This window comes from Exiguobacterium sp. JMULE1 (genome assembly GCF_013337175.1).
GTDB classification, from domain to species: domain Bacteria; phylum Bacillota; class Bacilli; order Exiguobacteriales; family Exiguobacteriaceae; genus Exiguobacterium_A; species Exiguobacterium_A indicum.
The window spans coordinates 2,039,665-2,065,097 of sequence record NZ_SGWC01000002.1; the positions used below are offsets into that span (position 1 = coordinate 2,039,665).

The following is a 25,433-nucleotide window of genomic DNA, read 5'->3' on the forward strand; positions in this document are numbered from 1 at the left end:
CAACCCGTTGCTCATTGCTCTTTACTCGCTTCGTATTCCACCCATTCCGGCTTATACTTAACGACGTTTCGTTGATGTTCTTCATATGTCTCTTCGTATAGAATCTGTCCTCGTGGATGTTTATCGCTTGGTGGACGGGCGAAGAAATAGACATATTTCGTTTTATTCGGATTTAACACGGCAAGTACCGAATCCTTACTGACCGTTGAAATCGGACCAATCGGAATCCCTTCGTACTTGTACGTATTGTACTTCGAATTGTTCTCGAGATCCTTCAGCGTCGTTAAAGCCGTATTTTCACCTGTGCCATACCAAACCGTTGGATCCGACTGTAACTTCATACCGTCATCCAATCGATTTTTAAAGACACCAGCGATTTCACGACGATCATCTGCTGTCGCCGCTTCACGCTCGACCATGGAACCGAGACTGAGTACTTCATGGAAGGTCATGCCAGACTTTTGAATGGCATCCTCATTCTCATCGTAGACTTTTTCTGTTTCATCGAGCATCGTCTCGACGATTTGATCAATGCTTTTTCCTTTATCAAACTCATACGTTGCTGGGAAGAGGTACCCTTCAAGTGCATACAGGACACCATCTTTTTTCACTTCATCCGTCAACATCGGATATTTTTCAATCATGCTGTCGATGAATGTCGCATCCGTCAATTCTTTACGGACCGTCTCTTCCTTGAAGTTCGTTGCTTTCGCGATCAAAGCGATTTGACGATCCATCGTGATGCCTTCAGGTAACGTGATTTTCACATCCGCTGCCTTCATGACCGTTCCCGTCTTTAATTCATTGATGATTTCATCCGGGGACATGGCTTGTGACAGTGTATACGTACCCGCCTGGAATGACGATTCATTCTTATAACGGACGTAATAACGGAAAATCGTCTCGTTCGCAATCAAGTCTTTTTCCTTTAGTAAGGAAGCAATCGTACTCGTCCCTGCTCCTAAAGGAACTTCGACTTTGACGGATTTCGTCGCTGCTTCATCGACTGGTTCAAGCGCATTTTTCAAAAAGACATAGACGACCGCACTGGCAACTAGAAAAATCGTCAACAATACAGAAAGGATGATTAGCGTAATCCGCCGTGATGTCCGGCGTCGCCTTTTTTCGATTTCGGCATTTTGCTTCCATTCGTTCTCCATCGGTTCCTCCTTCTTCTCTTAAAACAAGGTGACATCGTAAGAGAAAGTCTCTTACGACGTCACCTGTCATGAGTCGGGTTAGTCTAACTGATCTTCGAGCGTGTTAAAGACTTCTTCGATTTCATCCCAAGTCGCTGTATCATCTTCATCGATCGGTACGAGGTTGAAGTCGTTGTCTCCATCACCGTATTCGTCAAGTTCGTAAACGAAGATATCGACTTCTTCTGCTTCGTCATAGTCTGCTCCGATTGGCTCAAGGAAGATGTATGTCTTACTCGAACGTGGGCTTTCGTAACGCAGACGTTCTACGAATTCGAAATCATTTCCTTCGCCGTCCGGAATTACGTAACGTGTTGGTTCATTCTGTTGCATCAGTGATCCGCTCCTTTAACGCAAGCTCGAGTTCATCCCAAGTTTGCTCATCATTTTCATCGATCAGGCTCAATTCGAAATCATCTTCGCCTTCTCCATATTCATCGATCTCACAGATGATCAGATCATCTGCTCCTTCGTCAGGGTTACCGATCATTTCAAGAAACAGATAGGTTTTTCCTGTACGTTCACTCGAGTAACGGTACCATTCTTCGAAAAGATGTTCGCCGCCCTCTTCATCTGGAAAGAGATACTGACGTTTTTCTTCAGCCATCGGTTTCTCCCCCTTCATCGATTCGTCCGATCCAAGTACGATTGCAGGATCATGACGGCAGCCATCTTATCGATGACTTGTTTACGCTTTTTACGGCTGACATCGGCATCGATCAGCATCCGTTCTGCTTGCATCGTCGTCAACCGTTCATCCATGAAGACGACTTCAAGCCCGGTATGCTGTTCGATTTCCTTCGCAAAAGCTTCACTTGCTTCTGCGCGGGGACCGATGGAACCGTTCATGTTTTTCGGAAGACCAATGACTAGGATTTCGACATTGTATGTCTTCATGATGACATCGAGCCGTTTGAAGGCTTCTGGGTAATCCGGTTCCGTCCACTTGACCGTCTCGACGCCTTGCGCCGTCCAGCCCATCAAGTCACTGACCGCTACCCCGATCGTCTTCGAACCGACATCTAGTCCCATTGCACGTTTCATTTTGAATTTCCACTCTCCGCCAAATAAGATTTCACGAGTTCTTCGAGCAATTCGTCGCGTTCAATCTTACGAATTAAGTTACGTGCGTCATTATGACGAGGAATGTAAGCAGGATCTCCTGAAAGGAGATAGCCGACGATTTGGTTGATCGGATGATATCCTTTTTCTTCTAAAGCATGATAGACAGTCAACAACACATCACGTGTCGCTGCTTTGTTATCGTCTTCCGGAAAGTTGAATTTCATCGTTTGATCCATCTGACTCACGTTCATCACCTCTTTCATATACACTACGTTTCTATTATGCCAGTGATTGCACGTATTGTGAAGCGTACGCGAGTGCTTCTTCTAATTTCGACGCATCTTTTCCACCAGCTTGAGCCATGTCAGGGCGACCGCCACCGCCACCACCGCAGCGTGTTGCGACTTCCTTGATCAATTTACCAGCATGATAGCCTTGGTCGATTAAATCTTTTGAGACGCTTGCGACGAGATTGACTTTCTCACCTTGCGCACTTCCGAGAACGATGATTGCTGATCCGAGCGAGCTCTTCAACTCGTCCATCATACCGCGAAGAGCATCCATATCTGAGACGTCGACGCGTTTCGCAAGCACACGCACACCGTTGATTTCCTCAACATCGTCCTTCAATGAAGCAGCTTCGATGTTCGCAAGTTTTGCTTGCAACGATTCATTCGCCCGTTCCGTCTCACGGAGCTGTTGTTGCAGTGCTTCGATGCGAACAGGAACTTCTGTCGTCTTCGTCTTCAAGACAGCTGCTGCTTGTTCGAGTGTTTCCAAGTGCTGATTCATGACACGATACGCGCCTGCACCCGTTACCGCCTCGATTCGGCGTGTACCTGCACCGATCCCGGACTCTGAAACGATCTTGAACAAGCCGATTTCTGCTGTGTTCCCGACGTGGATACCGCCACACAACTCGATCGAGTACGTGCCTGCTGAGACGACACGAACCGTTTCACCGTATTTCTCACCGAACAATGCCATTGCGCCTTTTGCTTTTGCATCAGCGATGTTCATCTCTTCGATATCAACCGGTAGTGATGCCCAGATTGCTTGGTTGACGTCTTGTTCAATCTTCGTCAACTCTTCTTGTGTCACTGCACCGAAGTGTGAGAAGTCGAAACGAAGACGATCTGGAGAAACGAGTGATCCTGCTTGGTTGACGTGTGTTCCGAGCGTATCTTTCAATGCTTTATGAAGCAAGTGTGTTGCCGTATGGTTTTTCGTGACGGCTTTACGCTCTGCTGCTTCGACTGTTGCAACGACGTCTGCAGCTTCCGTTGCGATCCCTGTACGAACGATGACCGTATGCAAGTTTTGACCGTTTGGTGCTTTTTGAACATCTTTGACATCAAGAACGAAGTCTTTGCCTTCGATTGTTCCTGTATCCGCGACTTCACCACCACTTTCAGCGTAGAACGGTGTGATGTCAAGAATGACTTGTGCTTCTTCACCAGCAGCGACTTCTGTGACTCGTTCTCCATCATGCAACAATGCGATGATTTTCGCATCCGCCTTAAGGTCGGTATAGCCGACGAACGTACTTTTATCTTTTAGCGTCGAGAGGACTTCCGATTGCTGTTGCATCGAACCACTCTCTTCACGCGCTGCACGTGCACGCTGACGTTGTGCATCCATCGCTAGTTTGAAGCCTTCTTCATCAACAGACATCTGATGATCTTCCGCATACTCGACTGTCAATTCGAGTGGGAAACCATACGTGTCATACAGACGGAACGCATCTTCGCCACTGATAACATGCTCACCGTTCGCCTTAGACGTCTGAGCGACTGTGTTCAAGATTGCAAGACCGTCATGAAGTGTCTCATGGAAACGTTCTTCTTCGTTTTTGATGACACGTTTGATGAAGTCTGCTTTTTCTGGAACTTGTGGGTAGAAGTCAACCATGACATTCCCGACCGTATCGACGAGTTCATACATGAACGGACGCTCGATTCCAAGCATCTTCGCATAACGCACCGCACGGCGCAGTAAACGACGAAGGACATATCCGCGTCCTTCATTCGAAGGAAGCGCACCATCACCAATTGCGAATGATACGGTACGGATGTGGTCTGCGATGACTTTGAATGCTACATCGAGTTTCGAATCATCACGGTAGATTTTACCGCTGATCTCTTCTGTTTTGTGAATGATCGGCATGAACAGATCCGTATCGAAGTTCGTCGGCACGTCCTGCATGACACATGCCATCCGTTCGAGTCCCATTCCTGTATCGATGTTTTTACGCGGAAGTTCCGTGTAGTTGCCGTGTCCATCGTGGTTATACTGACTGAAAACGATATTCCAGATCTCGAGATAGCGTTCGTTTTCGCCACCTGGGTAGAGTTCTGAATCGTTCGGATCGTCTCCAAAAGCAGGTCCACGGTCGAAGAAGATTTCCGTGTTCGGACCAGATGGACCTTCACCGATTTCCCAGAAGTTATCTTCAAGTGGAATGATCCGCTCAGCCGGTACACCGAGTTCAAGCCAGATTTGACGCGCTGCGTCATCTTCCGGGTGAATCGTGACCGAGAGACGTTCCGGGTCAAGACCGTACCAGTCATCACTCGTCAAGAGTTCCCAGCCCCATTTGATTGCATCTTCACGGAAGTAATCACCGACAGAGAAGTTTCCGAGCATCTCGAAGAACGTATGGTGACGTGCTGTTTTCCCGACGTTTTCGATATCATTCGTCCGGATTGATTTTTGTGCGTTGACGATACGTGGATTATCAGGAATGACACGACCATCGAAATATTTCTTGAGTGTCGCAACCCCTGAGTTGATCCACAAGAGCGATGGATCCTCGACCGGTACGAGTGAAGCACTCGGTTCGATCGCATGCCCTTTGCTTTGGAAGAAATCAAGATACATCTGACGGATTTGTGCACCCGTTAATGGTTTTAGAGCTTTCATGAACAGTTACCCCCATTGGTTTTATTTGGACGCAAAAAAGCGATGCCTTCATCCCTGAAAAGGGACGAAAGCATCGCTTCCGTGGTACCACCCTCGTTCGTAAGCAATCCATTGCCTACCTCGAACATCTGATAACGGGGATGACCCGCAGGTGTTTACACCCGACTCCGGAAGGAGCTTCAAAGGGACTCGAGAAAGTGATTGCAGCAGACTCACTTCTCTCTGGACTCGAGTTTTCCTTTTACTTATCTTCCATCAACGTGTTACGTCCATTCATCTATCGTGATTATTACCTATCACACAGCATCCGTCAAGTCTTTGTCACCCCACCGAGTCGTTCAATCAATCGTGTTCGGCGCCGCGGCTCCTCTTCTTGCGACGCTTTATGAAACGCTCGTGGGTCGCCGAACAATAATAAACTCGACTTCGCACGGGTGACCGCCGTATAAATCAAGTTTCGGGAATGCTTGAATGCCCCCGTGAAATAGACCGGCATCAAGACGATCGGAAACTCGGACCCTTGTGCCTTGTGGATCGTAATCGCGTAGGCATGCGTGAATTGATCCCAGTCACTCCGGTTGTACTCGACTTCCGTCTGGTCGAAGCGGGCGATGATCTTATCCACCTTGTCGACGTTCTCTTTGGCGAAGAAGATATTGACGATTTCGCCGATATCTCCGTTATAGACGTTCTCTTCCGCATTATTGACGAGCTGAAGAATCTTATCCCCGGTCCGGTAAATCCGAGTGCCTTGTTTGACTTCGCGTTTTTTCGGTTCCTCCGGATTGTAGACGCGTTGCAAGGCGACATTCAGTTCGTCGATTCCGACCTGACCACGGTAAGTCGGTGCCAGAACCTGAACATCGAATTTCGAATACCCTTTTGCAAGTGCTTTTTCCGCGAAGGCTGAGATGCCACGTAACGTCTCTTGCGGAGACGCGGTGTAAAAGCGACGATCCGCAAGTGGTGATAACAAATCAGCTGACGTCGTCCGGTTCTTCAAATCGTGCGCGAGTCGTAAAATCGAAGAATCTTCCGCTTGGCGATGGACGACGTTCAAACGAACGACGGGAATCCCTTGCGTATCCATCAAGTCTGCCAGCACTTGCCCAGGACCAACGGATGGTAACTGATCCCGGTCACCGACGAACAAGATTTTCATACCGTTCGGCACAGCACGGAGCAGACTCGATAACAAGTAGATATCAATCATCGACGACTCATCGATGATCAGTACTTTCCCTGTAATCGGCTGATCTTCATTTAATTGGAAATTCGTTCCGTCATACTTCAACAGACGATGAATCGTCATCGCTGGGACGTCCGTCGCTTCCGACAAACGTTTAGCGGCGCGTCCGGTCGGTGCAACAAGGACGTACGGATAAACATCTCCCGTCTTGACACGACTTTTCTCAAGCGGCCAATCATGAATTTCTTGCAGGGCATGTAAAATTCCCTTGATGACGGTCGTCTTACCGGTACCGGGTCCACCGGTCAGAACCATCAGCGGCGCTTTGACCGCTAACTCGATCGCTTCTCGCTGTTGCGCCGCATATTCCATGCCAAACTGTTCTTCGAGGTGCCCGATTGCTTCAAGGATCGTCGCGACATCGACTTCCTGTTCGGCACCGTTCGCCATGACCCGCGCGAGTTCCTTCGCCGCTCGGACTTCAGCATAAAAGATTGTCGGTAAATACAGACAGCCTTCTTCGAGCTTGACCTTATCTTCAGCAAGCAATAGTTCAATCGCTTGTTCTAGCCGTTCCCCCGGGTCCTCACCAAGCAAACGGGGTGCTCGCTGCAATAGTGAGTCGACCGTCGCAAAGGCATGTCCCTCTCCTGCTTCTTGTTCTAATATGTGCATGATCGAAGCAGCGACGCGCTCCGGGTGTAATCCGACGAGTCCAAGATGTGATGCGATATGATCGGCTGTCTTAAAACCAATCCCATTCACTTCATACATCAAGGAATATGGATTCTCTCGTATTCGCGCCATGGCGTCCCCTTCGTAAGCAGCATAAATCTTTGCCGCTAGCTTCGGCGTAACATCAAATGGTGCTAAGAACAGCATCAACTGATCGACACCGTATAACGTGGCGAGTCGACTCAAGATGATGTCAGCTTGTTTTTGTTTTAACCCAGGCACCTGATTCAGTACCCGTTCATCTTTCAAAATGAGATCCACTGCCTCTTCTCCGAGAGCATCGACGATATTTTTCGCTGTCTTCGGACCAATGCCGGTGAACGAACCATTCGTCAAGAAGCGGATCGTCGCATGTTTTGTCATCGGAACCGATCGCCGAATCAGTTCCGCCTTCAGTTGTTTTCCGAATCGGGGATGATCGACGAGACGACCGAATGCTTGATACGTTCCTCCGAGTTCGATCCCAACCCCAGTACCCGTGATGACGAGCTCGGTTTCTTTCAGTTCAAAGTTCTTTTCTTTGACGGCGACCAATACAATGGAGTGTGCTTCTTCTTCAGAAGAAAAGAGCACACGTTTGACGCGCCCGACGACTTGATGGGGGTGCTCCATCACTCCACCTTCTTTCTCTCTTTTTCATTCGCTGCTTTCATCATAGCATTCGTTTACCGGATTTTAAATCAGGGAAAGATACCCTGAAACATTTCGTTAAGAGGAGGAGTTTAAGGATGGCACGTTTACCGATTGCAGGATTGTGTGAATTAGTACTTGAAGTCGAGGATATGGACCGTGCGGTTGGCTTTTGGAATGGGACACTAGGCATTCCAGTCGTCGAGCAATGGGCTCCTGAAGATGCGGAACCAAGTAAAGAACAATCTAAACAAGACGGGGTCTGGGCCACGTGGCTTTACATTGGCGGTAATACTCGACTCGGCCTGTGGCTGAAGCGAGACTTCACGATGGAAGAACGGACCGTCAAACACTTACCAGTATCCGAATGGGACACGTTGTACGATGAAGGTGGTGTCCATGTCCACTGTGCTTTCTACGTTGAGAAGGACGAGTTCCAGCAAGCCTTGAATCAATTGCGGGAAGCATCGATCACCGTGAAGCTCAGAGAATGGGACGAACAGGAGACATCGAATCAAAAAGAGCATTCTGCTTATTTCAAGGATACGGAAAATAACGTCATCGAACTGTACACGAAAAACATGGATGAAGCCTATGAAGACTTTTCCGGTCCACCACTTCGTGTCATCCGTGAAGTTGGGAATTAAATAGCATAAAAAAAGACGACTCCAGGCGGAATCGTCTTTTTTATATCAGTCTGCTTGTTTTAATAACGCATCCATCTTCGCTTTCGCGTCCCGCGCAAGGGCGTGTTCCGGCTGGTAGGCAAGAACGGCTTCGAGTTCTGCATAACAGGCTTCCTGTTGACCAAGGAAAGCAAGGGCAATCGCATAATTGTATCGTGCATCTGTATGCGTTTCGTCAAGCATCAAGACGTGCTCGAACATCTCGACCGCTTCTTCCAACTTCTCGTTTTGCGCTAAGGCAAGTCCGTATTGGAATGCGATCTCGATATCGACACCGTTTAGTTCTGACGCACGCTGTAAACGAGGCAACCCGCGGACTGGATCACCGAGTTTTTGATACGTCATCCCGAGCATGAAATGGAGATCCGCGTCGTCAAGTCCATATAATAACGCTGCCCGCAATGATTCCTCTGCTTCGACGAGTTTGTCGGCAGCAAAGAACAAGGCACCTTTCGCATAATAGGCACTCGCAAACGTATTATCGATCATCAGTGCCCGGTCATAAAAACGAAGCGCACGATCGGCGTCGTTCATCGATTGCAGTAATGTTCCAAGATTGACGTACGCCGTCGGATCTTTTGGATTTTCTTCGATCGCGTCGTTAAACGCTTGCGCTGCTAATTCATAATTTCCAGCTTCTAGATGCCGGAATCCTACTTCATTATAGTTCATCTTCTTTTGCTCCTTACGCTAGATAAGCGAGGCGTTCGCCTGCTTTATAGGCTGCATCGATCGTCGCACCACCGAGACAGATGTCTCCATCATAGAACACGACCGCTTGTCCTGGTGTGATTGCCCGTTGACGCTCGTCAAACGAGACATCGAGTCCCTCTTCGAGGACACGAACCGTGACCGCTGTATCTTGTTGACGGTAACGGAATTTCGCCGTACAACGGAATGTCTCACCGACTGGACGCTCAGATGTCCAGCTGACATCTGAAGCAAGTAATCCTTCCGAATACAGCAATTCGTTGTGGAACCCTTGATCGACATAGAGAATGTTCTCCTCTAAGTTTTTCCCGACGACGAACCAAGGCTCTCCGTCGCCACCGATACCGAGTCCATGACGTTGCCCCATCGTATAGTACATCAATCCATCGTGACGTCCCATGACGTTGCCGTCAAGTGTCCGCATCTCACCGGGTTGCGCCGGCAGATATTGACCGAGGAACTGTTTGAAGTTCCGCTCGCCAATGAAGCAAATGCCTGTCGAGTCTTTTTTCTTCGCCGTTGCGAGGTTCGCTTCTTCTGCGATCCGGCGCACTTCTGATTTTTCCATGTGCCCGATCGGGAACATCGCCTTCGCGATTTGCTCTTGCGACAATTGATTCAAGAAATATGTTTGATCCTTGTTTGCATCAACGCCTCGAAGCAATTTATGTTCTCCATCCTCATAGACGGCACGCGCATAGTGCCCTGTCGCGACGAAATCGGCACCAAGACGCATCGCATGATCAAGGAAGGCTTTGAACTTGATTTCCTTGTTACACATGACGTCCGGATTCGGTGTCCGACCGAGTTTATATTCATCGAGGAAGTACGTGAAGACCTTATCCCAGTACTCTTTCTCGAAATTGACTGCATAGTACGGAATGCCGATTTGATTGGCTACCGCGATGACGTCTTCATAATCTTCCGTCGCCGTACAAAAGCCGTTCTCATCCGTGTCATCCCAGTTTTTCATGAAGATTCCGATGACGTTATAGCCTTGCTCTTTTAATAAATGAGCTGTCACAGAAGAATCGACACCGCCCGACATCCCAACGACGACTGTCGTTTCACTCGGGGCTTTCGCTCGTGTATTCATTTATTTCACCTCTTAGTTAATTCTGAAACGATTTTACGACATCTTGCAAGGCTTGTGCGAGTAGTTCGACTTGCGCGAGCTCATTTCCGTGACCAAAACTGATGCGGACCGATGCTCGTGTCCGTTCATCTTCGCCATACATCGCCGATAAGACATGCGAAGGTTCGACGGATCCTGCCGTACATGCACTCCCGCTCGATACGGCCATTTGACGCATATCAAGCATGATCAGGAACGGTTCGATTTCAATGTGCGGGAAGTAAAGATTGAGGACATTCGGCAATCCTTCAACGCCGTTGACTTCGTAAGTGACGCCACTTTCATCCAATCGTGTTAGCAAAACGCTGCGCAGTTGTTTGATGTGGTCCTGTTGTTGATCGCGCTCTGCGATCATCAGTTCGAGCGCTTTCGCTAAACCGACGATTCCCGGTACGTTCTCCGTACCAGCGCGACGCTTGCGTTCCTGTTCTCCTCCGAACGTTTGAGGCGCTAACTTCACACCAGTCCGTACATACAACAATCCGATTCCTTTTGGACCATTGATTTTATGACCAGACGCGGATAAGAGATCGACCTGTAACGCTTCGACATCGATTGCTTGTTTTCCGAACACTTGCACCGCGTCCGTATGGAACAAAATACCGCGTTCTCGTAAAAATTGACCGAATGCCGCAATCGGCTGAATCGTTCCAACTTCATTGTTGCCGAACATGATCGAGACGAGTGTCGTATCATCCCGTACCGCTTCTTGCAAAGCAGCCATTGAGACGACGCCTGTATCTGGAACATCGAGATACGTGACGTCATAGCCTTGTTTTTCGAGCTCTTCGAACGCATGCAAAACAGCATGGTGCTCAAACCGTGTCGTAATGAGATGACGCCCTTTTTCACGCGCCGCCTCAGCCGCACCGAAGATTGCATAATTATCCGATTCCGTTCCACCGCTCGTGAAAATCAGTTCGGTTGGTTTCGCGTTCAATTCTTGTGCGATCTGCCGGCGTGCTTTGTCAATTGCTGCCCGAGCAGACCGACCAGCCGCGTGGACACTAGATGGGTTGCCATACTGTTCGAGCAAATAAGGCGTCATCGCCTCAAGGACTTCCGGACGCATCGGCGTCGTCGCCGAGTGGTCAAAGTAATTCATTCGTTTTCACCTCTCAAATATAGAACATGTATCCTGTATCTTCTTCTTCCGCTAAGTCTTGTAGCGTCGTTGAATCGAGTACTTGATCGACTGCTTGCTGGATTTTATCCCACAGTTTGCGTTTTGTGACCTCGTCACACGCATCGCCTTCGACGACGACGAGTGGTCCTTCAAGCAGGCGGATGATTTCACCCGCTGTGATGTTTTGCGCTTCACGACCGAGCTTATACCCGCCGTAAGCACCGCGTACACTTTTGACGAGACCTCCATTACGAAGGGGGGCAATCAACTGTTCAAGATAATGCTCAGATAGGTCATACATCTGCGCGATTTTTTTTAGGGATAATGGTTTAGATTCAGCTTCTTTCGCGAGTGCGATCATGATCGTCAGACCATATCGCCCTTTCGTCGAGATTTTCATCATGCGAAGGATCACCCTTTCTAGTATAGTAGTAGCTAAAAGTGGAAGGAGCGTATGTGTATGGCACATTTATTTGAATCCCAGTCACCTGCCGGACCGCTCGCGAATCGAATGCGTCCGCAGAATCTGGATGAAATCGTCGGACAACGCCATCTGATTGGAGAGACGACGCTCCTGCGGCGTGCCATCTTAGCCGATCGTCTCGGAACCGTCATTTTTTACGGTCCACCCGGAACCGGTAAGACGACGCTCGCGCGTGTCATCTCCAGTTATACGAAATCAGCGTTCGAGCAATTGAACGCGGTCACAGCGAAACTGGAACAATTACGGGAAATTCTAAAAGCGGCCGAAGCCCGTCTTCAGTTCGAGGATCAAAAAACGATTCTCTTTCTCGATGAGATCCATCGATTCAATAAGATGCAACAAGACGCCTTACTGCCAGCGCTCGAAGCAGGTACGATCACGTTGATCGGGGCGACGACTGAAAATCCGAGTTTTGAGGTCAACGCCGCTCTGTTATCGCGGGCAACAGTCTTTCGTTTCGAGCCCCCGACAGCAGACGATTTACGAATCGTCCTCGACCGGACCCTAAAAGACGAAGAACGTGGTCTTGGCAAATATCCGATCACGATCACGGATGACGCGATCGATCATTACGTCAAGTTGTCGGATGGCGATTACCGGGCATTATTGAATGCACTTGAACTCGCCGTCTTAACGACACCGGAAATCGATGGTCAGATCACGATCGATCTCGCTGTCGCCGAGGAATCGATTCAACAAAAAGCATTGAAGTACGATAAGGACGGCGATCGGCATTATGATGTCATCTCCGCCTTCATCAAATCGATTCGGGGTTCCGATCCCGACGCTGCGCTCTACTGGCTCGCTGTCATGATTGAAGCTGGCGAAAGTCCGCGCTTCATCGTACGGCGTCTCTACGTCCATGCGGCAGAAGACATCGGTCTGTCTGATCCGCAAGCGTTATTGATGGTCGATGCCTGCGCACGCGCGTGCGAGTACGTCGGTTTCCCTGAAGCAAGGATTCCGCTCGCTGAAACCGTCTTATATCTCGCGACGGCACCGAAATCGAATGCTGTCATCTCAGCAATCGATCAAGCATTGACACTCGTCCGCCGTTCAGACGGCGGTCCGGTACCGCCACATTTGCGCGATGCCCATCATCCGGGGGCAGCGGCACTTGGGAATGGCGTCACCTATCAGTACCCGCACGACTTCGAACATGCCTATGTGCCACAGAATTACTGGCCGGAGAACCTTGCCCGGACAAAACCGGTCTTTTATCGTCCAAGCCCACGCGGTTTTGAGAAACAACTGCAAGCTCGACTTGATTTTTGGAACAAACAAACAGCCACACATCAGAAAAAGCGACCATAAGGTCGCTTTTTTTAACGAACGCGTTCGATCGTCACGCCGGCTTCACGGACGATCTCGTTGATGACGTAGCTCGCTGCGATCAATCCACCAACTGATGGAACGAACGCATTTGAACTTGGCGGCATCTTTGCCTTACGAATTGCAGCCGCATCGTTTCCGACGACTTGACGGACTTCTTCGATGATCTTAACGGGCGGTTCATCGGAGAAGACGACAGGAACACCTTTATGGATGCCGGCTTTCCGAAGTTTCGTCCGAATGACCTTCGCTAGTGGATCATAACTTGTATCTTTGATGTCAACGATCTTGATGCGTGTTGGATCCATCTTGTTCGCCATCCCCATGCTTGAGATGATTGGAATGTTACGTTTCTTACATTCCTGAATCAAGTGAATCTTGAACGAGACCGTGTCCGATGCATCGATGACATAATCCGGTTGCTGTTCGAAGAACGACTCGAATGTCTCTTCATTGTAGAACATCTTCAAGCGAACGATTTCAAGATCCGGATTGATTAACGCAAGACGTTCTGCCATCGCATCGACCTTCGGTTGACCAACCGTCGGAAGCAAAGCATGGATTTGTCGGTTGACGTTCGTGATGTCGATATCGTCCTTATCGACAAGAATCAAACGACCTACACCACTGCGGGCAAGCGCTTCTGCTGAGAACGATCCAACACCACCGATGCCCAAAATAGCGACGGACTTGGATGCCAATGCGTCAAGTCCAGTTTTACCGATTGCTAATTCATTACGCGAAAATTGATGTAACATCTCATAACCTCACAATACTCATACTGTTTTACTCGGAATTATATCATAAAAAAAAACGTCATGCGACGTGTCAAACAACAAAATAATAAGACGATGGGACCCGAAGTGCCGTGTCGATACCTTATTTTTGAACCTGCTGTGCAGGTGGGTGTCTTATCCGATTCCTATTCGTACGTCCTCCTGCTGTGTTACGAGGCATGTACTACTAGTTGGAACGTCAAACTCCCTATCAAAAAAGAGTGGCTCAAAGATAAAAGGCGGCTCTCGTACAATTCAGGAACCCCATCTGATGCATTTAATATAGCATCCTCCCCTCTGAAATGCAACTACTTCCCACTCCAGAAAAAGATGCTTTTTTCAGGTCCAACGTTTCGTGAAGTGTTGATTCGGATCATATCGTTGTTGTTGGAATGCAGGATCAAATCGTGGTGTGCGTGTTGCATTCCCAACACCCGCGATGAACGCCCAGTTCCCATAATTCGAAGCGACATCATAGTCGATCAATTGCTGTTCGAAATATCGCGCTCCGATGCGCCAGTCCTGCTTTAATTCATGAATTAGATAACTGGCAACGATCTGCCTGCCGCGGTTCGACATCCATCCCGTCTCGCGAATCTCGTTCATGAAGGCGTCGACGAATGGCACACCAGTTTTTCCTTCTATCCAGCGTTCGACAGCCAGCTGGTCCGCCTTCCACGTGTATTGACCTTCTTGTAATCCGCTCGCACGGAACAGACGGCTTCCTGTCTCACGCATCGTCAAATGGAAGAAGTCACGCCATAACAATTCGAAATACAACCAGTACGTCGATTCATTCGCTCCCTGTTTTCGCTCGGCTTCTTGTAATTCAGCCATGACGCGGCGCGGTGAGAGTGAACCGTTCGCTAGCCAGGCAGACAACTTCGAAGAATCATTTCGTAAGAACCCATTCCGTGTTTCTTTATAGGTGAATACGGGCTCGGCGAGATATTCCTGAAGGCGTGCCCTTCCCGCTGATTCGCCTCCCCGAAATGGGAACGCGGTCTCTGGGGCCGCTTCAACTGATTCCTCTTTTATTAGCTGAATACCGGTTGGTGGATCGAGTGGATCGTAGAAGGTCCCTTTCGCCTCGACCCGTTTTCGAAATGCCGTAAAGACGCGCTTTAATTCATCACTTCCGATATCTTCCCGACGATGTAACGTCTGTGTTTCAAAAGAGCGGACGGTATATCTGTCTTCGATATACTGCTCACTTGTCGCTTCTTCTGTTCCGGTCATCTTATGGAAATAGACGGTATCATCCGCTTGCAGATAAGAATCGAGTGCCTCACTTGTCTCCCCTTCTACTATATCTAACGTAATCCCGATTTGAGACAGATGGCCCGCTAAGTTATCAAGTGTCTCTTGTTCGAACCGTGCTTGTTGTGTACCTCTTTTAAAATCGCGTTTCTTTTGGTCTTTGACGTATACGGCACGAATGACGTCCTGTTCTTCACACGCACTCCGAAGTGCCTCATGATCATCGACACGTAAATCATGACGATACCAAACGACTGCTCCCATATTGATCGACTCCCTTCTCCTTATACTATGACCCGACCAAGGTAGATAGAAAACCACTTGATGTGCCGATGAGGTTTTAAGACGTTGTTTTCGTGGAATATGATTAGTACAACAAATCAGAGGAGTGAATGAATCAATGGCAGCAAAACGCGGTAAACTCAGAACATTAATGACGCTCGTAACGACGGTTGGTCCAATCGTCTATAAATTCTATAAAAAGCAACAGTCGAAAAAATCAATCAACAACCCTAAATAAAAAATGGACGTCTCCTTATCGGAGCGTCCATTTTTTAACGTTTACTTACCCCTTCACTCGCCTCTACATAAAACCGCCATGGATAGGCTGTCGCTTCTCCTGCATTCGGAATACCGATCCGTGTCGTCTGGACGACCGCGTCGACCGAGTCAGCAACAAGTCGGAAACGGTCTTGATAAAGATCCTGTCCCGAATCAGCTGTCGTTAGACCGAATCCTTGGCACAGTTTCGCCGGTCCATTGACGAGATTGCGTCGTTGCGCCGCTGTCAACTCTGCGTAGGAACAACCAAAACGACGTTCCGCGACGAGATCGTGCCCACTAATGATTTCCGCACCTCGTAGCAATAATCCGTATCCTTCCCCTTCATGTCCACAAACGATATTCATGCAGTGATGCATCCCATATGTGAAATACACATAGAGATGCCCCGGTGGACCGAACATCGGTGCCGTCCGTTTCGTTGGTTTTCCGGAAAACGAATGCGCTGCTTGATCGTGAGGACCGAGATAGGCTTCGACCTCGACGATCCGCATCGTCACCTCATCGACTGTGATCTGTGTTCCTAAGAAGTCTGGACCGACTTCAACCGGAGACCGTTCAAAAAAGTGTCGTTCCATCCGTTCATCCTCCTTCATGAAACAAGCGAATCTCCCATACCGGAAGATTCGCTTGTCGTATCTTAAGATTGTTTGACCGCTGTTCGAATCGAGAGATCGTTTAATTGTGCATCCGAGACTGGGCTTGGTGCTGCCGTCAACAGATCACTTGCTGATGCTGTTTTCGGGAAGGCAATCGTATCACGCAAGTTTGAACGTCCTGCGAGTAACATAATGAGACGGTCTAGACCAAGTGCGATCCCCGCATGTGGTGGTGTTCCGTATTCGAATGCTTCCATCAAGAAACCGAACTGCTCGTTTGCTTCTTCTTCTGTGAAGCCAAGCAACTTAAACATCCGCTCTTGGATATCCCGTTCGTAGATCCGTTGTGATCCACCGCCGAGCTCGTATCCGTTCAAGACGAGGTCGTACGCGACGGCGAGGACTTTTCCAGGATCCGTCTCGAGCAATTCGAGATCTTCACGACGTGGCATCGTGAACGGGTGGTGGTTCGCGTAGAAACGACCTTCTTCTTCTTCATACGTGACGAGTGGGAAGTCCGTCACCCAAAGGAAGTTGAAGACCGACTCATCGATCAAGTCCAGTTCCTTCGCTAATTTCTGACGGAGCGCACCTAAGCTGTCTGCTACGATCGATGCTTTTGCTGCGACGAACAACAATAAGTCGCCTGCTTCCGCACCTGTCGCCGCTGTCAGGCGAGCAGCTGCTTCTTCGTCGAAGAACTTCGCGATCGGACCGTTCAGTCCGTCCCCTGTCACTTTGACCCACGCGAGACCTTTTGCACCGTAAATCGCCGTGAATTCTTGTAACTTATCGATATCTTTCCGCGAGAAGCGCTCTGCTGCACCTTTGACGTTCAAGGCTTTAACTTCGCCACCAGCTTCTAGTGCCATATCGAATACTTTGAATCCTGCCCCTTTGACGGCTTCCGCGACATCAATCAATTCGAGACCGAAGCGTGTATCCGGTTTATCCGAACCATACCGGCTCATCGCTTCCGCGTACGGCATCCGTGGGAACGGTGTCACGATATCTTTACCAAGCGTTTCCTTCATGACACGCGTCATCATCGATTCCATCATCGCATACAAGTCTTCGATGTCCATGAAGCTCGTCTCGATGTCGACTTGCGTGAATTCAGGTTGACGGTCTGCCCGTAAGTCTTCGTCACGGAAACAACGTGCAATTTGGAAGTACCGTTCAAAACCAGACACCATCAGCAATTGTTTGAACAATTGCGGTGATTGTGGCAAGGCATAGAACTCACCTGGGTGAACACGACTCGGAACGAGATAGTCACGTGCGCCTTCTGGTGTTGATTTCGTTAAGATTGGTGTCTCGACTTCCAAGAAGTCTTGCTCATCGAGGAAGTTCCGCATAATGTTCGATGCTTTCGAACGAAGACGGAATGTCTCTTGAAGCGACGGACGACGCAAGTCAAGATAACGATATTTAAGACGTAAATCTTCTGACGTCTGCTCTGCTTCTTCACTGATCGGGAATGGTGTCATCTTCGCTGCATTCAAGATGACGACTTCATCCGCGACGACCTCGACTTGCCCAGTCGGAATATTCGGGTTCGGATTCTCACGTGCGATGACGTGTCCTTTGATATCGAGGACATACTCTGAACGAATTGATTCTGCAAGGCGGTGTGCCTGCTCGTTTTCCGGTTGGAAGACGATTTGGACGATACCACTCCGGTCGCGGAGATCAAGGAAGATCAATCCTCCTAAGTCACGTCGTTTTTGAACCCATCCTTTAAGTTGAACGTGTTGTCCGATGACTTCTTCCGTCACCTGACCGTTCATATGCGTGCGTCCGATCATTGTGCTTCCTCCTTTAATTTCGCGACGATCGTATCAGCGACTGCTGATAACGGAACGTCCGTCTGTTCCCCTGTAGCCATGTTCTTCAGCGCCGCTGCACCACGCTCGACTTCTTCATCCCCGAGGATGACCGTGTAGCGTGCTTTCAAGCGATCGGCTGCTTTGAATTGTCCTTTGAACTTCCGACCGAGATAATCCCGATCGGCGACAAGTCCTTCGAGACGCATCAATTGTAAGAGACGTGTTGCTGTCTTTTCGACTTCGTCACTGCCTTGCGCGACGATGAAGACATCGATTTGATCATCGACTGCCGGTAAGACGTTCTCATTCTCAAGCGCCATCAATAAACGCTCGATGCCGATTCCGAATCCGATTCCCGGTGTTGCCGGTCCACCGATTTGTTCGACGAGACCGTTGTATCGTCCACCACCACATAGTGTCGTGATTGCTCCGAAGCCTTCTGCTTCTGACATGATCTCGAACGCCGTGTGATTGTAATAATCGATTCCGCGAACGAGCGTTGGATCAACGACATACTCGATGCCGAGTGCATCTAAGTGAAGCAATACTTCGTCGAAGTAAGCTTTTGATGCCGGGTTTAAGTAATCGAGAATTGATGGTGCTGTTGCCATGCTCGGGTGATCGCGGTCGACCTTACAGTCAAGGACACGAAGTGGATTCGTTTCGAGACGGTTCTGACAGTCCTGACATAACTCGTGAACGACCGGTTTGAAGTGATCGACAAGTGCTGCCCGGTGTGCGGCGCGACTTTCGTTATCCCCGAGTGTATTGATGACGAGCTTAAGGTGCTTCAATCCAAATGAACGGTAGATGCTCATCGCGAGACTGATGACTTCCGCATCGATCGCTGGTTGTTCACTGCCAAGTGCTTCGACTCCGTATTGGTGGAGCTGACGGAAACGACCTGCTTGCGGACGTTCATAACGGAACATCGGTCCAATGTAGAACAATTTCGTCGGTTGGTTCGGTGAACCGAACAGCTTGTTCGTTACGAATGAACGAACAACAGCAGCCGTTCCTTCTGGACGTAACGTCAACTGGTCTTTTCCGCGTTTCTCAAGCATGAACATCTCTTTTTGAACGATATCCGTCGTCTCACCGACGCCACGTTTAAAGAGTTCTGTCTCCTCAAAAATCGGCGTCCGGATTTCCTTATAGTTGTAACGCTTACTAATGTCACGTAATTGTTGCTCGATGTACTGCCAGCGTTCGACTGTTCCTGGAAGGACATCAAACGTACCGCGTGGTAATTTCATCTCAAATTCCTCCTTTTTTGAATACAAAAAAGTCCTCGTCCGCAAAGGGACGAGAACTTGAAGATCCCGTGGTACCACCCTGGTTGTCAAATCACATTTGACCACTCGGTGCAGTTAACGCCTGCGTACGACCTTCCCTACTATCGGTTCAGGAAGATACCTCGGAAGGGTCTTTCATCGAGTTCGTCTGTTCGCCCTTCCAGCCAAGGGGCGACTCTCTAAGCAGACGAGGTCTTGATTACTCCTCTTCGTCTTCGGTCGTATGAATCATTTGGTTACGTCTAATATTGCCTCGTCTCTCGGTTCCTGTCAAGCGTTTGCTTCTTTTTCAAGAATCAATGTCACCGGTCCATCATTGACGAGCGCGATATCCATCATCGCACCGAACTGACCTGTCTCGACTGTCAGTCCTTGCGCGCGAAGACGTTCATTGAACGCTTTATACAATTCGTTGGCAACATCCGGTTTCGCTGCTTCCGTAAACGCTGGGCGACGTCCTTTTTTGACATCACCATACAACGTGAACTGCGAGACGGATAGAATCTGACCGTCGACATCTTGCAACGAGCGGTTCATCCGTTCCTCTTCATCTTCAAACACGCGGAGTCCTGCGATTTTATCAGCTAACCAGTTCACCTGATCGATCGTGTCTTCGTGCGTGACACCGACAAGCAAGAGAAAACCTTGCTTGATTTGACCGATGACCTCCTGATCGACTGTGACACTTGCTTCTTTGACTCGTTGTAATACGACTCGCATGACTCATCCGCTCCTTACGTCATCATGACGCGATGCACAGCATACACGTCAGAGATTTGTTTGATCCGATCGACGACTTTTTGTAAATGGTTGACGTTGTTGATCGCGATCGTCATCGTGATTTTGGCTTGTTTACTGTCGTCGCCTTTCCCGCTGACGGCAACAATGTTCGTATTCGTCGCAGATACCGACTGCAGGACATCGTTCAATAATCCAGCCCGGTCGAATCCAGAAATTTCGATTTCGACGTTATAACTCTTAACGGCTTTGCCTTCGTGTTCCCACTCGACTTCGAGCAAGCGTTCTGGATTTTGTTCATGAATGACATTCAAACAATCCGTCCGGTGAATCGAGACACCCCGTCCACGTGTGATATACCCGACGATATCGTCCCCTGGTACTGGATTACAACAACGACTCATGCGAACGAGCATGTTATCGATTCCTTTGACACGAACGCCTTCTGGATTTTCCTTCTTCGGACGATCAAACGTCTTCATCTCACTGATGGCTTCGTTCAGTTCAAGATTTTTGGACTCTTTGTCTTTGCGTAACTTTTCCGTCAATTTATGCGCGACTTGGGCAGCGGTCAGACCATGATACCCAACAGCAGCATACATGTCTTCTTCTTGCGCGAAGTTGAACTTCCGCGTCACGTCTTCGAGCGTCTTCTCATTGATGACTTCCTTCGGCTCGAATCCGAGTTTCTTGACTTCCGCTTCGATCAGTTCCCGTCCTTTAGAGACGTTCTCTTCGCGTTGCTGACGTTTGAACCATTGACGGATCTTGTTCTTCGCCTGACTCGACACACAAATCTTGAGCCAGTCCTTACTTGGACCATAACTGTGTTTTGATGTGACGATTTCAATGATGTCGCCTGTCTTCAGCTTATAATCAATCGGTACCATCCGTCCGTTGACTTTCGCTCCGATCGTTCGATGACCGATCTCTGTATGAATCCGGTAGGCATAATCAATCGGAACAGAGCCTTTTGGCAATTCGATGACGTCGCCTTTTGGTGTAAAGACGTACAACATGTCACTAAAGAAATCGACTTTGACCGATTCCATGAATTCTTCAGCATCCGCCGTATCCTTCTGTAACTCAAGAATTTCACGGAAATGGGCAATCTTATCCTCAAAGCCTGATTTCGCTTCCTGTTCCTTGCCTTCTTTATACGCCCAGTGAGCGGCAATCCCGTACTCGGCAATAAAGTGCATGTCCCGTGTCCGAATTTGGACCTCGAGCGGCTCGCCTTTCGGTCCGATGACCGTCGTATGCAGCGATTGATACATGTTCGGCTTCGGCATCGCGATATAATCCTTGAAACGTCCCGGCATCGGTTTATATTGCGTATGAATGATTCCGAGAACAGCGTAACAGTCCTTGATTGAATCGACGATGATGCGTACAGCCATCAAGTCATAAATTTCGCTGAACTCTTTTTTCGAGTTTTGCATCTTGTTATAAATGGAATAGATATGCTTCGGACGTCCATCGACTTCCGCTGCGATTTGTACATCATCGAGTACTTCGTTGACCTCTTCAATGACCGAACTGACTAGCGCTTCGCGTTCCGTCCGTTTTTGTTTCATCATTGAGACAATCCGGTAGTACTGTTGTGGATTGATATAACGCAAACTGATGTCTTCGAGTTCCCACTTGATCGTCGAGATCCCGAGACGATGCGCAAGCGGTGCAAAGATTTCGAGCGTCTCTTCTGCCTTTTGCACCTGCTTTTCCTTGACCATATGTTGCAACGTTCGCATGTTATGCAGACGGTCAGCCAGTTTGATCAAGATGACGCGAATGTCTTCTGCCATCGCGATGAACATCTTCCGGTGGTTCTCAGCCAATTCTTCGCGTTTCGATTTATATTTGATTTTCCCGAGTTTCGTGACGCCGTCAACGAGCATCGCGACGTCGGGTCCGAATCGTTCCGTTAATTCTTCGAGTGTAATGTCCGTATCTTCGACGACATCATGAAGAAGCGCAGCGACGATTGTCGTTGCATCCAAACCAATATCGACTAAGATACCGGCAACTTGTACCGGATGAATGATGTAGGGTTCCCCAGAACGGCGGAATTGCCCATCATGTTCGTCTTTCGCGAATTGGTAAGCCCGTTCGATGTCTTTGACTTCAGCTTGCGTCATGTATTCCACACATCGAGCGAGAAGGTCTTCTACATTTACGATTTGTTTGTTTGTCATCCCTTTTCCTCACCCAGTCCCCGGGATCGTCTGCAACGGAATCCCTAATATATAGTTCTTATTATCGTGAAATCTTGAGAAGATGTCAAAATAAAAAGAAATACCCCCTTGGTCACCATGTACCAAGAGAGTATATATGCTTTAGTCTTCGTAACGAATCAATGAAAGAACGTCGTATCCTTCGAGTTTCTCACGTCCACCAAGACCATCGAGTTCAATCAAGAATCCGATTCCGGCAACCGTTCCGCCTAATTTTTCAATCATTTGGATCGTCGCTTCGATCGTACCACCTGTCGCAAGCAAGTCGTCAAGGATGACGACGCGTTGTCCTGGTTGAATCGCATCTTCATGCATCGTCAAGACGTCTTTTCCGTACTCAAGACCATACTCGACACGGACTGTCTCACGTGGTAATTTTCCTTCTTTACGGACAGGTACGAATCCGATTTCCATCGCGTAAGCGGCTGGGCAACCAACTACGAATCCACGTGCTTCCGGACCCGCGATGACATCAGCACCTTTACTGCGTGCATATTCGACAAGTGCATCAACCGATTGTTTGTATACTGGTCCGTTCTGCATGAGTGATGTGATGTCTTTGAAACTGATTCCTTCTTTCGGCCAGTTTTCGACCTCTTTTATATGCTGTTTGAACTCCATGTCTTTTCCTCCTGCTTCGCCGCTTCTACCAAAGTATCAAAACGCTCTTTCAACTGAGCGAGTGACGAATAAATGTATTGTTGCTCGAGCTCTTGACGCGCTTCATGACGCTGGTACGTCGGAGCTTCCGTCAGATCTCGTTTTGCAGCATTTGGGTTTACACCCGGCAGCCCGTCCTCCATTGTAACAAGAAAATCAAGTTCCGAGAATACCGAATGCATAAAGTTAATCGATCGTTTCGTCCATTTTCGCGATTTCGACAAACGTACAAGACCGATCCGGAGCTCGTCACGCGGACATTTCGCGAAATACTGGAAGTAATGCTTGAAGTCCTCCCGCGATGGAATCGTCTCGAAATAATATCCCTCGTCCTTAAAGGCACAATAAATCCGCTCTGCCTGTTGCACGTATGGATAAAATGCTGCTTCTTCTTCCGGTAGATCAAGGAAAACGATATTTTGACGAATCGGACCGTTCAACGGACGTTCCGCGTACTTCTCTTTCACCTCATCGGTAAAGGCGACGAATGTCGTCGTCTCATGCGGTAAGGCGAATAGTTCGCTCAGCGGCCGCTTACCGCCGCGGTAATCGAACACTTGGACATCTTCGACAGCGACGTCTTGAATCATCAATTGTGGTTTACGGAACCCATTCCATTCATTGATGTTCAGACTGCCCATCAAGTGAATCTCCGATAAGGTCGAGACTTCATCGACAAGGTCGCCGAAGCCGAAGCCGATCGCATCGAGTTCCTTCCCATCGCCTGATAGTAGTGCTTTGACATGCGTCAAGTCACGACCGATCCGTTTCATGTCACGGATCTTCGCTTGCTCGATGACGATCCGTGGTGCGGGATTTCCCATCCCGAACGGTGCCAATCGCTGAATATCTTCAATCAACTGAATCGACACATCACTGACCTGTAGACGTAGATCCACATCGATTGTCGCGATGAAGGCATCGTCCGGCAACGTACTTGCTTGTTCATTCAAACGTTGACGTAACGCCTCGACGTCATCGGAAGAGAGCGTCATGCCGGCAGCAGCCGGATGTCCTCCGAAATGCGGCAAGATGTCTTCACATTTCGTCAGTTCAGCGAATAAATCAAAGGCTGGAATCGATCGTCCAGAACCCTTCGCTGTTCCTTTTTCAGCATCATGACACAGCATGATGACGGGACGATGGTATTTTTCAACGAGTCGCGAGGCGACGATCCCGACGACACCTGGATTCCAATCTGCCGCATCGACGACGAGTACGCGGTCATCTTTAAAACGTTCTTCGACAAGCGCCGTTGCTTCCTCCGCAATCTGCTTGACGATATCTTGACGTTGTTTATTTTGTTGGTCGAGTTGTTTCGCGAGATGAAGTGCCTCATCTTTGCTTTCCGCTAGTAACATCTCAAGCGCTGGCATCGCCGAATCAAGACGACCTGCCGCATTGATCCGCGGACCGAATGCAAATCCGACTGATTCTTCCGTCAGTTCGTCTTCCGTCAAACTACAAACGTCACGTAACGCAAGGATACCCGGGCGTTCACTCGCATTCAGCGCCTCGATGCCGCGGATCGCAAGCAACCTGTTCTCTCCGACGAGCGGCACAAGATCGGCAATCGTTCCGAGCACCGCAAGATCGAGTAACTCGACGGGTTCACGGTCAAGGAGTGCATGTGCGACTTTAAAGGCAACACCTGCCCCAGCAAGCTTCGAGAACGGATAGTCTGGATCGACACCTGGGTGAATTAAGGCAAAGGCATCAGGTAACGTTTCTTTTGCTTCGTGGTGATCGGTGATGATTAAATCGACCCCGAGTTCCTTTAGGACATCGGCTTCATGAATGCCGGAAATCCCACAGTCGACCGTGATAACGAGGCTGAACCCTTCTTCTGCCGCCCAGCGAAACGCGGCTTCGTTTGGTCCATAGCCTTCCGTGAAACGGTTCGGGATATAACACTCTGCCATTCCTCCGATTTCAATCAAGGCATGCCAGAGAATCGCAGCGGAACTCACGCCGTCGACATCATAATCACCGTAAATCAAAATCATCTCGCCCTCGTCGACGGCACGTTGAATCCGTTCGACGACTTTTGGCATGTCTTTGAAAGCAAATGGATCATGAAATGCCATTTGATCGGTCTCTAAAAAATCACGGGCAGCTTCACGAGTCGTGAATCCCCGTTGGACAAGTAGTTGTGCGACGTGCGGTGAGATTGTGCCATCCGCCGTCAATTGTTCGATTTGTTCTGAATCGATGACTTTATCAAGCCATGTTTTTTTAGCATGGTACATCTCAAACCCTCCAATCAA

The 25,433-nt window shown here is 48.9% G+C and carries 22 protein-coding genes, 1 other RNA gene and 2 other annotated features; of the genes, 2 read left to right on the forward strand and 21 right to left on the reverse strand.

Translation table 11 applies throughout. From position 1 onward, the window contains the following. Window positions 1-11: 11 nt before the first annotated feature. The 7 genes from mltG to recD2 form a co-directional block, all read right to left on the reverse strand. A complete protein-coding gene (gene mltG / locus EXW93_RS11035; RefSeq protein WP_058264763.1) occupies window positions 12-1,160 on the reverse strand; it encodes an endolytic transglycosylase MltG in 1,149 nt (382 codons plus the stop codon). Window positions 1,161-1,238: 78 nt separating this feature from the next. Next, window positions 1,239-1,532, reverse strand: a complete 294-nt coding sequence (locus tag EXW93_RS11040; protein WP_023468908.1) for a DUF1292 domain-containing protein — start codon at window positions 1,530-1,532, stop codon at window positions 1,239-1,241. Next, the gene (locus EXW93_RS11045) at window positions 1,519-1,806 is read right to left on the reverse strand and encodes a DUF1292 domain-containing protein (protein WP_023468909.1); all 288 of its coding nucleotides are present in this window, start codon (window positions 1,804-1,806) and stop codon (window positions 1,519-1,521) included. Before EXW93_RS11045 ends, EXW93_RS11040 begins: the two co-directional genes overlap by 14 nt. Before the next feature lie 14 nt (window positions 1,807-1,820). Next, window positions 1,821-2,243 carry a Holliday junction resolvase RuvX gene (ruvX, locus tag EXW93_RS11050; RefSeq protein WP_023468910.1) on the reverse strand — a complete coding sequence of 141 codons (423 nt, stop codon included), beginning with the start codon at window positions 2,241-2,243 and terminating at the stop codon, window positions 1,821-1,823. Then, complete coding sequence (locus EXW93_RS11055) at window positions 2,240-2,509, reverse strand: IreB family regulatory phosphoprotein (protein WP_029342229.1); 270 nt, start codon at window positions 2,507-2,509, stop codon at window positions 2,240-2,242. Before EXW93_RS11055 ends, ruvX begins: the two co-directional genes overlap by 4 nt. A 34-nt stretch (window positions 2,510-2,543) precedes the next feature. Continuing rightward, window positions 2,544-5,186, reverse strand: coding sequence for an alanine--tRNA ligase (alaS, locus tag EXW93_RS11060; protein WP_064299570.1), 2,643 nt, complete (start codon window positions 5,184-5,186; stop codon window positions 2,544-2,546). 57 nt (window positions 5,187-5,243) lie between these two features. Beyond that, window positions 5,244-5,454 (reverse strand) — a binding site (T-box leader). Window positions 5,455-5,496: 42 nt separating this feature from the next. Next, complete coding sequence (gene recD2 / locus EXW93_RS11065) at window positions 5,497-7,722, reverse strand: SF1B family DNA helicase RecD2 (protein WP_174316460.1); 2,226 nt, start codon at window positions 7,720-7,722, stop codon at window positions 5,497-5,499. 116 nt (window positions 7,723-7,838) lie between these two features. Between recD2 and EXW93_RS11070 the strand changes: the two genes are divergently transcribed. Beyond that, complete coding sequence (locus EXW93_RS11070; RefSeq protein ID WP_023468914.1) at window positions 7,839-8,387, forward strand: VOC family protein; 549 nt, start codon at window positions 7,839-7,841, stop codon at window positions 8,385-8,387. Window positions 8,388-8,432: 45 nt separating this feature from the next. Here EXW93_RS11070 and EXW93_RS11075 read toward each other — a convergent pair whose 3' ends face one another. Genes EXW93_RS11075 through cymR form a run of 4 tightly spaced genes read right to left on the reverse strand, consistent with a single transcriptional unit; the run spans window position 8,433 to window position 11,798 of the window. Further along, on the reverse strand, window positions 8,433-9,098 hold the full coding sequence (locus EXW93_RS11075; protein WP_064299569.1) for a tetratricopeptide repeat protein: 666 nt from the start codon (window positions 9,096-9,098) through the stop codon (window positions 8,433-8,435). Window positions 9,099-9,111: 13 nt separating this feature from the next. Next, the gene (mnmA, locus tag EXW93_RS11080; protein WP_174316461.1) at window positions 9,112-10,233 is read right to left on the reverse strand and encodes a tRNA 2-thiouridine(34) synthase MnmA; all 1,122 of its coding nucleotides are present in this window, start codon (window positions 10,231-10,233) and stop codon (window positions 9,112-9,114) included. Between the two features lie 16 nt (window positions 10,234-10,249). Then, window positions 10,250-11,377, reverse strand: coding sequence for a cysteine desulfurase family protein (locus EXW93_RS11085; protein ID WP_174316462.1), 1,128 nt, complete (start codon window positions 11,375-11,377; stop codon window positions 10,250-10,252). Window positions 11,378-11,390: 13 nt separating this feature from the next. Further along, the gene (cymR, locus tag EXW93_RS11090) at window positions 11,391-11,798 is read right to left on the reverse strand and encodes a cysteine metabolism transcriptional regulator CymR (RefSeq protein WP_029342236.1); all 408 of its coding nucleotides are present in this window, start codon (window positions 11,796-11,798) and stop codon (window positions 11,391-11,393) included. 60 nt (window positions 11,799-11,858) lie between these two features. Here cymR and EXW93_RS11095 point away from each other — a divergent pair, with 60 nt between their 5' ends. Beyond that, a complete protein-coding gene (locus tag EXW93_RS11095; RefSeq protein ID WP_047393656.1) occupies window positions 11,859-13,196 on the forward strand; it encodes a replication-associated recombination protein A in 1,338 nt (445 codons plus the stop codon). A gap of 11 nt (window positions 13,197-13,207) precedes the next feature. Here EXW93_RS11095 and EXW93_RS11100 read toward each other — a convergent pair whose 3' ends face one another. The 10 genes from EXW93_RS11100 to recJ all read right to left on the reverse strand — a co-directional run bounded on the left by EXW93_RS11100 (window position 13,208) and on the right by recJ (window position 25,415). Next, entirely contained in the window at window positions 13,208-13,972 is a 765-nt protein-coding gene (locus tag EXW93_RS11100; RefSeq protein ID WP_023468920.1) for a tRNA threonylcarbamoyladenosine dehydratase, read from the reverse strand. Window positions 13,973-14,065: 93 nt separating this feature from the next. After that, a non-coding RNA gene (ssrS, locus tag EXW93_RS11105) (6S RNA) lies at window positions 14,066-14,255 on the reverse strand. 74 nt (window positions 14,256-14,329) lie between these two features. Next, window positions 14,330-15,514 carry a DASH family cryptochrome gene (locus EXW93_RS11110; RefSeq protein WP_075642576.1) on the reverse strand — a complete coding sequence of 395 codons (1,185 nt, stop codon included), beginning with the start codon at window positions 15,512-15,514 and terminating at the stop codon, window positions 14,330-14,332. Between the two features lie 290 nt (window positions 15,515-15,804). Next, a complete protein-coding gene (locus EXW93_RS11115; protein WP_023468923.1) occupies window positions 15,805-16,389 on the reverse strand; it encodes a DNA-3-methyladenine glycosylase in 585 nt (194 codons plus the stop codon). Between the two features lie 62 nt (window positions 16,390-16,451). Next, complete coding sequence (gene aspS / locus EXW93_RS11120) at window positions 16,452-18,218, reverse strand: aspartate--tRNA ligase (protein ID WP_174316463.1); 1,767 nt, start codon at window positions 18,216-18,218, stop codon at window positions 16,452-16,454. After that, the gene (hisS, locus tag EXW93_RS11125) at window positions 18,215-19,495 is read right to left on the reverse strand and encodes a histidine--tRNA ligase (RefSeq protein WP_023468925.1); all 1,281 of its coding nucleotides are present in this window, start codon (window positions 19,493-19,495) and stop codon (window positions 18,215-18,217) included. Before hisS ends, aspS begins: the two co-directional genes overlap by 4 nt. A gap of 42 nt (window positions 19,496-19,537) precedes the next feature. Next, window positions 19,538-19,759, reverse strand: a binding site (T-box leader). 45 nt (window positions 19,760-19,804) lie between these two features. Beyond that, window positions 19,805-20,254, reverse strand: a complete 450-nt coding sequence (gene dtd / locus EXW93_RS11130; protein WP_174316464.1) for a D-aminoacyl-tRNA deacylase — start codon at window positions 20,252-20,254, stop codon at window positions 19,805-19,807. Between the two features lie 14 nt (window positions 20,255-20,268). Next, entirely contained in the window at window positions 20,269-22,467 is a 2,199-nt protein-coding gene (locus tag EXW93_RS11135; RefSeq protein WP_174316465.1) for a RelA/SpoT family protein, read from the reverse strand. 141 nt (window positions 22,468-22,608) lie between these two features. Next, window positions 22,609-23,127, reverse strand: a complete 519-nt coding sequence (locus EXW93_RS11140; RefSeq protein ID WP_023468928.1) for an adenine phosphoribosyltransferase — start codon at window positions 23,125-23,127, stop codon at window positions 22,609-22,611. Next, window positions 23,106-25,415: a single-stranded-DNA-specific exonuclease RecJ gene (recJ, locus tag EXW93_RS11145; protein ID WP_174316466.1), complete on the reverse strand. Its 2,310-nt coding sequence runs from the start codon at window positions 25,413-25,415 to the stop codon at window positions 23,106-23,108. Before recJ ends, EXW93_RS11140 begins: the two co-directional genes overlap by 22 nt. Window positions 25,416-25,433 lie beyond the last annotated feature (18 nt).

Coding starts and splice junctions, on each gene's coding strand:
- EXW93_RS11135 (WP_174316465.1), bottom strand. CDS start 22,467: ATGACAAACAAACAAATCGTAAATGTAGAAGACCTTCTCGCTCGATGT.
- ruvX (WP_023468910.1), bottom strand. CDS start 2,243: ATGAAACGTGCAATGGGACTAGATGTCGGTTCGAAGACGATCGGGGTA.
- EXW93_RS11095 (WP_047393656.1), top strand. CDS start 11,859: ATGGCACATTTATTTGAATCCCAGTCACCTGCCGGACCGCTCGCGAAT.
- EXW93_RS11085 (WP_174316462.1), bottom strand. CDS start 11,377: ATGAATTACTTTGACCACTCGGCGACGACGCCGATGCGTCCGGAAGTC.
- EXW93_RS11110 (WP_075642576.1), bottom strand. CDS start 15,514: ATGGGAGCAGTCGTTTGGTATCGTCATGATTTACGTGTCGATGATCAT.
- EXW93_RS11045 (WP_023468909.1), bottom strand. CDS start 1,806: ATGGCTGAAGAAAAACGTCAGTATCTCTTTCCAGATGAAGAGGGCGGC.
- EXW93_RS11070 (WP_023468914.1), top strand. CDS start 7,839: ATGGCACGTTTACCGATTGCAGGATTGTGTGAATTAGTACTTGAAGTC.
- alaS (WP_064299570.1), bottom strand. CDS start 5,186: ATGAAAGCTCTAAAACCATTAACGGGTGCACAAATCCGTCAGATGTAT.
- aspS (WP_174316463.1), bottom strand. CDS start 18,218: ATGATCGGACGCACGCATATGAACGGTCAGGTGACGGAAGAAGTCATC.
- EXW93_RS11115 (WP_023468923.1), bottom strand. CDS start 16,389: ATGGAACGACACTTTTTTGAACGGTCTCCGGTTGAAGTCGGTCCAGAC.
- EXW93_RS11075 (WP_064299569.1), bottom strand. CDS start 9,098: ATGAACTATAATGAAGTAGGATTCCGGCATCTAGAAGCTGGAAATTAT.
- EXW93_RS11100 (WP_023468920.1), bottom strand. CDS start 13,972: ATGTTACATCAATTTTCGCGTAATGAATTAGCAATCGGTAAAACTGGA.
- recJ (WP_174316466.1), bottom strand. CDS start 25,415: ATGTACCATGCTAAAAAAACATGGCTTGATAAAGTCATCGATTCAGAA.
- EXW93_RS11140 (WP_023468928.1), bottom strand. CDS start 23,127: ATGGAGTTCAAACAGCATATAAAAGAGGTCGAAAACTGGCCGAAAGAA.
- dtd (WP_174316464.1), bottom strand. CDS start 20,254: ATGCGAGTCGTATTACAACGAGTCAAAGAAGCAAGTGTCACAGTCGAT.
- mnmA (WP_174316461.1), bottom strand. CDS start 10,233: ATGAATACACGAGCGAAAGCCCCGAGTGAAACGACAGTCGTCGTTGGG.
- hisS (WP_023468925.1), bottom strand. CDS start 19,495: ATGAAATTACCACGCGGTACGTTTGATGTCCTTCCAGGAACAGTCGAA.
- EXW93_RS11040 (WP_023468908.1), bottom strand. CDS start 1,532: ATGCAACAGAATGAACCAACACGTTACGTAATTCCGGACGGCGAAGGA.
- cymR (WP_029342236.1), bottom strand. CDS start 11,798: ATGAAAATCTCGACGAAAGGGCGATATGGTCTGACGATCATGATCGCA.
- recD2 (WP_174316460.1), bottom strand. CDS start 7,722: ATGGAGCACCCCCATCAAGTCGTCGGGCGCGTCAAACGTGTGCTCTTT.
- mltG (WP_058264763.1), bottom strand. CDS start 1,160: ATGGAGAACGAATGGAAGCAAAATGCCGAAATCGAAAAAAGGCGACGC.